At 45.5% G+C, this 11,106-nt stretch carries 10 protein-coding genes; 5 read left to right on the top strand and 5 right to left on the bottom strand.

Features of this window, described 5'->3' with window-relative positions:
- Window positions 1–34: 34 nt before the first annotated feature.
- The 3 genes from LKD71_RS07010 to LKD71_RS07020 form a co-directional block, all read right to left on the bottom strand.
- Window positions 35–943 (bottom strand): carbohydrate ABC transporter permease, encoded by a 909-nt coding sequence (locus LKD71_RS07010; RefSeq protein WP_178044790.1) that lies wholly within the window; start codon window positions 941–943, stop codon window positions 35–37.
- 17 nt (window positions 944–960) lie between these two features.
- Window positions 961–1,887 (bottom strand): ABC transporter permease, encoded by a 927-nt coding sequence (locus LKD71_RS07015; RefSeq protein WP_227614884.1) that lies wholly within the window; start codon window positions 1,885–1,887, stop codon window positions 961–963.
- Window positions 1,888–1,996: 109 nt separating this feature from the next.
- Window positions 1,997–3,517 carry a type 2 periplasmic-binding domain-containing protein gene (locus tag LKD71_RS07020; RefSeq protein WP_178044792.1) on the bottom strand — a complete coding sequence of 507 codons (1,521 nt, stop codon included), beginning with the start codon at window positions 3,515–3,517 and terminating at the stop codon, window positions 1,997–1,999.
- A gap of 314 nt (window positions 3,518–3,831) precedes the next feature.
- Here LKD71_RS07020 and LKD71_RS18315 point away from each other — a divergent pair, with 314 nt between their 5' ends.
- The gene (locus LKD71_RS18315; RefSeq protein WP_227614885.1) at window positions 3,832–6,039 is read left to right on the top strand and encodes a helix-turn-helix domain-containing protein; all 2,208 of its coding nucleotides are present in this window, start codon (window positions 3,832–3,834) and stop codon (window positions 6,037–6,039) included.
- 96 nt (window positions 6,040–6,135) lie between these two features.
- On the opposite strand, the gene LKD71_RS07030 is transcribed toward LKD71_RS18315, so the two are convergent.
- Together LKD71_RS07030 and LKD71_RS07035 are read right to left on the bottom strand one after the other, a co-directional pair.
- Window positions 6,136–7,743, bottom strand: a complete 1,608-nt coding sequence (locus tag LKD71_RS07030; RefSeq protein ID WP_227614886.1) for a leucine-rich repeat domain-containing protein — start codon at window positions 7,741–7,743, stop codon at window positions 6,136–6,138.
- 80 nt (window positions 7,744–7,823) lie between these two features.
- Window positions 7,824–8,249, bottom strand: coding sequence for a helix-turn-helix domain-containing protein (locus tag LKD71_RS07035; RefSeq protein ID WP_178044795.1), 426 nt, complete (start codon window positions 8,247–8,249; stop codon window positions 7,824–7,826).
- Between the two features lie 123 nt (window positions 8,250–8,372).
- Here LKD71_RS07035 and LKD71_RS07040 point away from each other — a divergent pair, with 123 nt between their 5' ends.
- The 4 genes from LKD71_RS07040 (at window position 8,373) to LKD71_RS18500 (ending at window position 11,104) form a co-directional block, all read left to right on the top strand.
- Window positions 8,373–9,077, top strand: coding sequence for a serine/threonine protein kinase (locus tag LKD71_RS07040; RefSeq protein ID WP_227614887.1), 705 nt, complete (start codon window positions 8,373–8,375; stop codon window positions 9,075–9,077).
- Between the two features lie 12 nt (window positions 9,078–9,089).
- Window positions 9,090–10,337 (top strand): zinc ribbon domain-containing protein, encoded by a 1,248-nt coding sequence (locus LKD71_RS07045; protein WP_227614888.1) that lies wholly within the window; start codon window positions 9,090–9,092, stop codon window positions 10,335–10,337.
- A gap of 100 nt (window positions 10,338–10,437) precedes the next feature.
- Window positions 10,438–10,848, top strand: a complete 411-nt coding sequence (locus LKD71_RS07050; RefSeq protein ID WP_227614889.1) for a phosphorylase family protein — start codon at window positions 10,438–10,440, stop codon at window positions 10,846–10,848.
- Between the two features lie 10 nt (window positions 10,849–10,858).
- Window positions 10,859–11,104 (top strand): LOG family protein, encoded by a 246-nt coding sequence (locus LKD71_RS18500; RefSeq protein ID WP_334302580.1) that lies wholly within the window; start codon window positions 10,859–10,861, stop codon window positions 11,102–11,104.
- The last annotated feature ends 2 nt before the right edge of the window (window positions 11,105–11,106 follow it).

Genomic DNA, 11,106 nt, shown 5'->3' on the forward strand with positions numbered 1-11,106 from the left:
CGGTGAAAAAAACAAAAACACCGTCCCCTTTGATTTAACCTTTTACGGAACCAATCATAACACCTTTTACAAAATACTTCTGAATGAAGGGGTAGATGCAGAGCACCGGTACCGTGGATACGATGATAACACTGTACTTTAAGGTCTGTGCAAGCTGCATCTTCGCCTCCATGGCGGCTGCGTCCAGGCCCTGCATGTTGGCCATGCTCATCTTATTGGACATCAGAAGGTCTCTTAAGAAGGACTGGAGCGGCAGAAGGCTCTTGTCATTGATGTAGATCAATGCGGTGTAGAAATCGTTCCAGTGGCCTACTGCGTAGTAAAGGCCGATAACTGCCAGAATCGGTTTGGACAGGGGCAAGACAACTTTAATGAGAAGCTGGAACGTGTTCGCTCCATCCAGCTCTGCCGCCTCTTCCAGAGATTTCGGAATGCTGTTGATAAAATAGGTCCTTGTGATGATGACATTGTAGATGGAAATGGCTCCGGGAATGATCATTGCCCAGAAGGTATTTGTCAGGTGCAGGTTGTTTACCACCAGGTAAGTGGGAATCAGGCCGCCGCTGAAATACATCGTCAGCATAAAGAAGAACATCAGGATGTTTCTCGGCATGAAATCTTTTCGTGCCAGAGGATAAGCGGCACAGATCGTCAGGACCATGTTTATCAGCGTACCTACAACGGTATAGAGAATGGTATTGCGGTAGCCAATCCAGATATCTCCATACTCGGCAACAGCCTGGTAGGCGATGGTAGTAAAGCCCTTCGGTAGCAGGAGTACATGGCCGAGCCATACTTCATTGGGATCACTGAAGGAGGCAATGACGATGAACCAGAGGGGCCATACAAAGATCACAACCAGAATGCACATGAGCAGCACATTGATGATATCAAAAATTTTGTCATTGTAAGACTTTTTCATTTTTACATGTTTTTCTTTCATCTGGACTTCCTCCTTTCCTAGAATAGACTTTCATCGGCAAACTTCTTGCAGAACCAGTTTGCACCAACAAGAAGAAGCATATTGATGATGGAGTTAAAAAGACCGATGGCTGTGGAATATCCATAGTCACTGTTGATCAGACCAACCTCGTATACATAAGTGGAAATTACGGAAGCAGCCTGTTTGTTCAGAGTATTCTGAAGAAGGAATACTTTTTCAAAACCTACATTCATAAGAGAACCAAGCTGAAGGATCAGCATCATGATAATCGTCGGTTTGATGGAAGGCAGGTCGATATGAAGGATTCGCTGAAGCTTTGTGGCGCCATCCACAATAGCCGCCTCGTGCATCTCATAATCGACGCCGGAGAGGGCGGAAATATAAATGATAGAGCTCCAGCCCATTCCCTGCCAGACACCGCTCCACACATAGATGCTCTTAAACCATTTCGGTTTGGAGAGGAAATCCATCGGCTCCATACCCAAAGCTTTTAAGATCGTATTGAAAACGCCGGTATCCGGATTCATGAAGATCGTCAGCATACCGCAGATAACTACGGTAGAAATAAAGTAGGGTGCATAGGATACCATCTGCACGGTTTTTTTCAGATATCTGTTTTTTATGTAATTAAGCAGCAGCGCAAAGATAATCGGGATGGGGAAGCCCACCAACAGACTGTAGATACTGATGCCCAGAGTGTTCTTCAATAAAAGAGAAAAGTTATAGCTGTTGAAAAAACGTTTAAAATGATCCAGGCCTACCCAGGGGCTCCCCATGATTCCAAGTTTGATTTTATAATTCTTAAATGCCAGCTGTACGCCATACATGGGGGCATAAGCAAAGACGATGTAATAAATGACTACTGGCAGCATCATAACGTACAAAATCCAGTTTTTCTGAATATTCTTTGCCAGTCTGGCTCTGAAACTCTTTTTCTTTTCCATACCAACACGCTCCTTCCCGGTTTTCTGTAAAGAAATAAAGGGACTGAAGCATTGACTGCAACAGTCCCTTCTCCTATTTCTTAGCTGTTTATCTCATATTCTGTCAGTCTTATTCAGCAGAAATACCAGCGTCGTATGCAGCCTGATAGATATCCATCAGCTGGCCTACTCCCATGCTTTCCAGAGTACCTACATACTCATCCCAGCTGTCATCCAGGGTAAGGTCGCCGGTTGCAACCTGAGCTACATACTGATCAATATAGGAATTGATATCTGCGGTGAGGGTAGCAATGGTCAGACCATCTTCTTCACTGTAGTTCATAACAGGAAGGGGAACCTTGCCGTCGGTTGCCATTTTTGCTCTCTGCTCGTTCAGATATACTTCATCCGGGTCAACCTCAGGAGACATGTTGTCGTACCAGTAATTCGGCCAGATGGACGGATGGTTTGCTGCACCCTGAATGGTGGAGCTGGAACGAACGGTTCCTACATCGTCGCCGTAGCCATTGCCAAGGATCCACTCCCATTTGTCATCATCGGTCTTCTGCCAGGTCTTGCCCTCAATACCCATAATGGCTTCGATACCGCCTTCTTCGCTGTAGAACTGGTCAAAGAAGGAAATGATGGTTTCCGGATTGTGGCAGGCATCGGTCAGTACCAGAGTACCCGGAGTAATAGCGGTTCCCAGAGGATAGGTGCCCTTGGTAAACGGAGTCAGTGCGATATAATCGTCGTCATTGTCACGTCCAACGGTCAGGAATGCGCCGGCATCAAAGAAGGAGCCTAATACATCGCCAGCCTGTCCGATTGCGCCCTGCTGCTCATGTTTCTGGGTAAAGGAATTTTTATCCATAATACCTTCCTGATAAAGTTTGGTCAGGAACTCGATATAGCTCTTGAATACATCAGAGGTAGGAACATAGGTCAGCTGATCGTCGATAACTGCCAGTTTGGTTCCATAATCATAATTGATATCAAAGTAAGGAAGCAGGAGATCCGGTTTTACAACGTCTGTAGCGGTGAAAGGAATCTCATCGTCGGTATCGCCGTTTCCGTTGGCATCCTGTTCTTTGAAGGCTTTCAGTACATTATAGAGCTCATCCAGATTTTTCGGCTCTTCCAGTCCCAGGTTGTCCATCCATCTCTTGTTGATCCAGTAGGTGGTTACTGCACCGTCCTGTCTTCCAATCTCAGGAAGAGAATAAACATGGCCGTCAGCGGAGGTCAGATATTTCCATGCATCTCTTTCATCGAGAACCTTGGTCAGATTCGGTGCGTGCTCTCTGATCAGATCTTCCAGCGGAAGGAAGAGGCCCTGACTTCCATATTTATTTAAGTCTGTCATAGAGAAACCGGATTTCATAAAGATCTCCGGATAATCGCCGGATGCCAGAAGCAGGTTTCTTTTCTCTGCCAGGTCTGCGCCCATAACTGAGGTAAAGTCAAATTTCAGTCCGGCTTCCTCAAGAGTGGTCTGCATAGTCAGGTTATCTGCCAGATCGTACTCTCCATTTAAAATAGCAAATACGCTGTACTCGTTGTCCTCTGCTGCGCTAACCGGAACTGCAGTTGCGGTGGAAGCGATCATCATGCTTGCCAGTACCAGAGCTGTAAGTTTCTTCAATTTCATAGTCAAACCTCCTAATACATTATTTTTTTCCGTTCTTTTGTCGCTTGTTTTTTTGGCGCCGCGTTTGCGATAACCAAATTATATACGCTTTACCATCTCTTTTACAAGAAACATCTGTTGGAACAGCGGTTTTAAAAAACGTATTATTCTCAAAGGCTGATTTTTTCTGGCTTTTTTGGTGTTATCGCACAAATTTTGAACGGATTTTTTAAATATTGCACCCCATTTTTGTTTTTCATATCTATTATTACTTTTTTTCTTTTTAGATATATGTTAGAATATTCTTAAATTCAATTCACAAAGAGGTGGTTCCCGTGTCGTTTTTTAAAAATTTGCGTAATAAGCATACAGTGACGACTTTATATAAATATTTTATTTCTTATTTTCTTCTTCTCACCATACTGACTCTGGGATATACCGCAGCCTTCCGGGTACAGTTAAAAAAGGTTTACACAAAGGAACTGCACAACCAGGCAGAAAAGCAGCTGACGGATATCGATAACGATCTGTATTCCTCCATCTCTACGATAGAGAAAATCCAATATCTTTTGGCCCAGGATATTCCTCTGGCGATGTCCCGTTATTTAAAGGAAGACTGGTATCTTTATCAGGCCTCCCAGACACTCACAAAATATACCACAGCCAATGAGATCATCAGCGGCATCTGTTATATTCATTTTGAAAAAAATAATATCCTCTCTTCCAAAAATTCAATCCGAAAGACCGATAACGGGTATGAGATTTACTATAATAAACAGTATATCCCCTTCCCTCTGGAAAGTTATATGGAAAATACCAAAGAAAATCAGCTGATTTTACTGGGAGAAGGAAAAAACAAGCTCCTGGTTTATCTGCCCGGCAACAATGGAATCAAGACCTACAGTATCTTTTATATTCTTAATATGGATGAAATTGAAAAAATGCTGAGCCGCAGAAGAATTTCAGGGATGGCTTCCCTGTGCCTGATGAGCCAGGACAACCAGATTGTATGCGGGTATGATCCTCAGCATATGACTTCTTATATAAAGGATAATGAAATTACGGACCAGGATTCCCTTGTGACAGCCTCCAAAAATATTCTGACAGAACCGACGACAATCAATGGCTTTTCACTCGTAACGATACTTTCCGATGACACGATTCTTTCCCAGACCAGCGTTGCTTTCCGAAATGCTTATGCTTTTCTGCTCGTTGTGTCTCTGGTTGGCATGGGACTGATCTTTTTGGGCATGCGTGTCACCTACTGGCCCCTTCATAAGCTGACCTTAAAGCTCCTTCCTGCCTCTGACAAGCATGGCAACTATGTGGAGCAGTTGGATGCCGCCTTCAGCAATGTGCGCTCCGAAAACCAGCAGCTGCAGCAGAAAATCGATTCCTACCGGCTTTCCATGCAGAAGTCTCTTTTGGATTCCATTGTGGCGGATAATGTTGTTTTTGACACAAACAATCCCGTTATCTTTGACCATCTGTTTTGTCTGGAAGCGGGCAGCCACATTTTTATGCTGCGGGTCAAGACGCCAGGTAAGAAAGAAAGCTTTCCGACAGATGTGCAGAAGCTTCTGAATACCAGTCTGCCGGGGGATATTCCCTCTGCCCTGCTTCTGGAGTGTACGGAGGAGTACGCGGTATTTCTGATCTGCTACAGCGGTGCGGAGCCGAATAAAGATGAAGTGCTCCATTTACTTCTGACGGATCTTTATCAGGAAACAGGCTATCGCAGTGCTTTAAGCAACAGTGCGGAATCTCCGCTGGAAATTCCGTCCCTCTATGAGAATACGACAGCAGCTTCTGAATTCTGGGATGAGACTCCTGTGGTGATTTACTCGGAAATCGCAGAGAAGATTTCTTCCTCGGGAAGTCTGTCCTACCCCTACTCGAATCTGGAATTTCTGGCAGATGCGCTCAAATCCTGTCAGATCACGAAAGCCAGAGAACAGGTGATCTGTCTCTTTGAGCTTCTGGATACGGCCTCCGAAAATAATTCTTCGATTCCGAACTTTTTCATCCGCTGTGTCCTGATTGATATTCTGACGATCCTCTCAAGCAGCATGAACAACCTCAACGTGAAGTTCAAGAGCTACAGCGATCTGTATTTCAATACGCTGTTCCTTTGCAGAAGCTGTTCTTTTGTGGAGAAAAAAGAAGAAATCCGTCAGAATATTCTCCTGCTTCTGAGTACCTACGAGAACGAATTTGAGAACTCCACGATCCAGTTCTCGAAGATCGCGGAAACGATCCAGAAAGAGTACAGCTCTCCTGATTTTTCAATTTCCGTCCTGGCAGACACCTTCCATGTCAGCATCGCTTACATGAGCTATCTCTTCAAAAAGGGCTTTGATGTGAATTTTTCCGATTATCTCTGGAATATAAGAATGAAAAAAGCAGAAGAGCTGTTATCTGAGACCGATATGAATATCGATCAGATCAGCATCCAGGTTGGTTACCTGAATACGTCGAGTTTCCGAAGAAAATTCAAACAGGAAACCGGTTTGACACCATCGCAGTACCGGAGCAAACACTAGTACTTGAGGACGGTGTTTTCGGTTTTTTTACTGTCCCTGATGGCTGGATATAAAAACAGGCTACTCCTTTTTATGGGAGATAGCCTGTTTTTTGCATTAACGAACAACCGCCTTTTTCGCTGCACTCCATGCGGAGTAATAGGTTTTTCCGCTTACCGTTCTGTAGGCGCGCAGGCGGATAGTGAAGGTTCTGCCTTTTTTCGGGTTTCGGATTACGGCTTTGACGGTGTTTCTGCTTCTCACTTTGAGCGTTCTGGAAGAAGCGCCGACGGTGTATCGGATCTCATAGCCGGTGACTTGAGCGTTCTTCCTCCATTTCAGAGTAATGGCTCTGGAACTGCTGGTGCAGGCTGTGATCGTCGGTCTGGTGATGCGGATCGTGCGGAGAGCCGTTCCGGTGCCGACGGTGCTGCCGCTGTAAGCTTTGACCATGTAAGTGTACTGGGTTCCGTTGACAAGACTGTTCTTATCGAGATAGGAAACGGTGGTCCCGTTTTTGACCGTCGCGATCTTTTTGTAGGCGCCATTGCCGGCTTTGCGGTAGATGTAATAACCGCTGGCCTTGTTTACTTTGCTCCAGGTGACTTTGATTCCGGTGGCATTGTTTGTCAGACTTCTGAGCGTGGTCTTGGCGAGAGTGACTTTGGTCGAAGAGGAAAGGGTTTTGATTGTGGCGGATTCTAAGGCATCATTTCCGTAAGAAGAGATGCTGATCCGTGCCCATTCTTCCTTGGTTCCCTTATAAATAATGGATCTTATACCGGAACAGTCTTTAAATGCACGGACTTCAATTCCCCTTACGCTATTTGGAATGGTAACTGTTTCCAGATAGTAACAATCTTCAAATACGCTCTGCGGAATGGTGATCATACTGGAAGGAATTTCGATGGTCTTGATTGCGGTTGCCTCAAAAGCATGATTGCCTACTATGTGGAGACTGTTCGGAAGCTTTACATTCTGCAGGGAAGAACAGTTCGCAAAAGCAGAGGTGCCGATCTGAATAAGGTTCTCCGGGAAATTGACCGTTGTCAGCCCCTGACATCTGTTAAAGGCATAACCACCGATACGGGTAAGGGTGGAAGGTAAGCTGACGCTGGTTAAATTTGAACAGCCACGGAAGGTAAAGTCATCTATAGATGTGATTCCTTCTCCTATAACGATGGATTTGATCATACTTTCATATTCTGTCCAGGGTAAATTGTTGTCTACGATATTGCCGGAACCGGATATTTTAAGCTCCTGGGTGGCATTATCATAAGACCATTTCAAACCGGAGCCAAAGGTGCCGGAAATAGAATTTATGTAAAAGTAGCAGATTCCTCCGGTATCATTGGAAGTATAATATTTTACGGTATATTGGCCAAAATCACGGGGAGTATGATTGTCAAAGATGGTCCAGTTTAAAGTGGGAGCATTCATATCGGAAAGATAATTATAATTGTTGGAGATTCTTCTTCCGTCCGGCCCGTAAACATCACAATAATATTTGGATAAAAAATCGGAGGTATTATTGCTGAGATAGCGTTTTACGGTCAAAGGGATCCGGATCTCTTCGTTTGCATCGAAAACACTGTCCGGAAATGACGGGTCAATGGAAATCAATCCTTTGTAATAATAGGTTCTTGCGCTTACTGACAGGGATGCCCCGCACACAGCCAGCAGAAGCAGGCAGGTTGTCAGAAGCATTTTAAAAATTTTTTTCATAAGGTCCTCCTTTGTAAAAAATGTGATTTGATTTATAGGAAACTGCGTCCATGTAATTCCGGGAAAATCACCTCTCTCTCTCAAAACAGAATCTCTTCATCCTCATCAAAAAGTTTATCGTTAATCTCAAACAGCTTCAGCCCGTGCAGCAGTCCGTAATAGATAATCGCATCGCGTTTCAGTTTGGGATAGAGCTGGGCCATGCCGCAGAGCTTTAACAATTCCTGGGTTTCTTCCACGCTGGCTTCGAGACCGAAGCACAGGCATAAAAGGCGGTTCCTCGAAGGTTTCCGGCGGCCGGCGAAAATCTGATGCAGATAGATCTCGCTCATGCCGGCCTGCTTGGCGAGGGCTGCCTTTGAAATATTTTTTCTCTCAAACAGCTGGTTTAATAATTCCGATACACTTGCGTTTACGAATGATTCCTGATTTCGAGACAGGAACTGGTTCAAATCAGGTGCATTCATCATTTCTTGCTGTAAATTGTCTGTATTTTTCTTTTTCATCTTCGCACCTTTACAATAATTATTTGTTAAGTTACAATATTCTAAATAGTATATTCAAATCTCAGTATACTAAAAACGATTTTGGAAAACAATATGCACGCCGCATAGTGCGGAGGATGAAATATGGAGATTTATGACAGCCTTCTTAAGGCAGTTCATGACGAATATGATACGCTGAGGGTGCTCAAGAAAAGTGCGCGGGGAGAAGTTTCCCTTGTACGCCACCGGGAAAGCGGCACCCGATATATTTTCAGACATTTTGAGGGAAGCAGTGAGGTCTATCAGCTGCTTCTCGGGCTTTCCTGCCGGAATCTGCCTCAGATCATGGAAGTGGGAGAAAAGGACGGCAGGACGGCTCTGCTGGAAGAGTATGTGCAGGGCGACACCCTGGGAGAAATTCTGGAGGGAGGAGTGCTGACGACGGGGCAGGCAAAACAGATCGGCCGCCAGCTCTGCTCGGCGCTCTGGGTGCTTCATTCGAGAGGAATTGTACACAGGGATGTGAAACCTGACAATGTCATTTTGCGGGGCAGTGAGGCGGTTCTGATCGATTTTGACGCTTCGAGGATCCACAAAACCGCCATCTCAGAAGACACGAAAATCCTGGGAACGACCGGCTTTGCGGCACCGGAGCAGTACGGCCTCTCCCAGTCGGATGGCCGCGCAGATATTTATGCGCTGGGTGTACTGCTCAATATCATGCTGACGGGAGAGCACCCCTCAAGGAAGCTTGTCGGCGGCCGGATGGGACGGATCGTGCAGCGCTGCACAAGGGTAAACCCGGAGAAAAGATACAAAAATATCCTTCATCTGATGGAGGCATTATAATAGGAGAAAATCATGAGCAAGAAATGTGTGAAATGCGGGCATTCGCTTCCGGAGGACGCTTCTTTCTGTCCACACTGCACGGCAATTCAAGTGGAAAAAGAGGAGATCAGGGCGCCGAGGCGGTGGAAAAAGAAGGTTTTTGTGATTGGAGCTCTACTGGTGTTTCTGGCAGGTGTGGGCTTTGCTTTTTCTTTGTACCATAAGCCGAAGGTCTATGAGGCCAACGCCTGGATCGTTTATCCGGATCAGGATCATTCCTACAGGCTTCTGGTGACTTACTCGGAGGCCGATGCTCTGGCCGGTCAGGCTCAGGGAGACCGGACCGATATGCTGGCGGATGGCCTGGACAGTGCCCTTCCCTGTCAGCTCTATGTTTTAAATGAAGAGACGGGAGAAGTGGACTGGGAAGAATTTACTGAGAAAGTGAAATCCTGCGAGGTAGAGACCGTACCCCAGGAAAATTCAAAGAAGCTCGAATACATGGAACCGGTTCACGACGAGAACTTTCCGAATGCAGCCTATGTTTCGAATCTTTATTTTGTGGCTGATACCGGAAGCAATGATATTTTCTGGAAGCTGACGATGAAGAACGGCGATACGATTTCTCTGAAAACCCGGCTTACAATTGAAAAACAGGAGGTGGTTACTTACTGTCCGGAAGATACGCCCATGGAAACCACGGAGGAGCTGAATACCCTGCTAGCTTCCATTGAAAAAGAGGTATCTTCCGACACGCCGGTCTATCTCTATCTTCCGGCAGTGACTTACGACGGGGAGATTACATTTGGCGATCATGTCTGGCAGATTTTCGGAAGCACGGACGGGGATGCGACCACCACTTTTACTGGAACCGTCAATGTAAATGGAAAGAACGGAAATTATGGAATCATGTCCGGTATCCGTTTTGAGGGCAGCTCCGGAACCGGATTGAATGCGAACTGCTTTGTCCTGCTTTCCGGGTGCAGTTTCAGTGGCTGGGGTATTGCCGCCATCGCGCAGGACGGCGCCTGGGTCAGCGCATCAGACTGTAGTTTCACGAATAACGGAACGGCTCTGAAATTCAATACCAGTATGGCCTATGGCAGCAATCCCAGTTATCTGAACAATACTTTTACCGGAAATGGAGTTGCTGTCTCTATCGACCGCCTGCCCGGAAGCGAAGTCCTGAATTTCGCCGGAAGCATCTTCTCTGAAAATGGGACGGATATCGAGAATAAAGCAGGGCATCCGGTGGATACGGCAAATGCGGTGTTTGAGTGACCATGGGGCGGTGCTTTCGGATTTTTTACTGTCCCCGATGCCTTTGATTGACTACATATTGCAAAATTTTAAAATAAGTCATTAAAAATAAAGGGGTAAGTTGACTGCAAATCTTAAAAAACTCAAATCCGAAAGAACAAATTATCATTATGCGGCTCCATCCGATGAGATCGAAGTAAACCAAAAGAGCATGAAGATGTTTACAGAACTTCTGGATGAACTGCATGTAAAGTATACTGTCGGAAAAACCTGGACGACGGATTCTTTTTACCGGGAAACGCCGGAGAAGGTAAAGCGCCGGAAGGCCGCAGGCTGTATTTGTGTAGATATGGAATGTTCCGCCAACGCTGCCGTCTGCGATTTCCGAGGTAAAAAACTCCTGCAGTTTTTCTACGCTGCCGACAATCTGGATGCGGAAGAGTGGGATTCCCGGAGCCTTGCCAACCATTCCCGCATGGAAGACAAGAACCGGATTGCTGCGATTGCGCTGGAAGCAGCGGTGAGAATGTAAACAAAATGATTTGACCAAGCTGATTGTGACCAAAGATATGTCAGAACGCAAAAATAAAATGATCGAACTGGGCGATGCCTTTATTGCTTTTCCAGGTGGGACGGGAACATTAGAGGAAATCGCAGAGGTCATGTCAAAGGTATCTTTGAAACACTTGAATGCGCCTTGTATTCTCTATAACTTGAATAACTGCGCGTCGCATTCTCGTTACTTCAGTGATGAGTTAGACGCGCAATTTTTTATAAAAATATCGTAACT

Source organism: Fusicatenibacter faecihominis, from assembly GCF_020686945.1.
GTDB classification, from domain to species: domain Bacteria; phylum Bacillota; class Clostridia; order Lachnospirales; family Lachnospiraceae; genus Limivivens; species Limivivens faecihominis.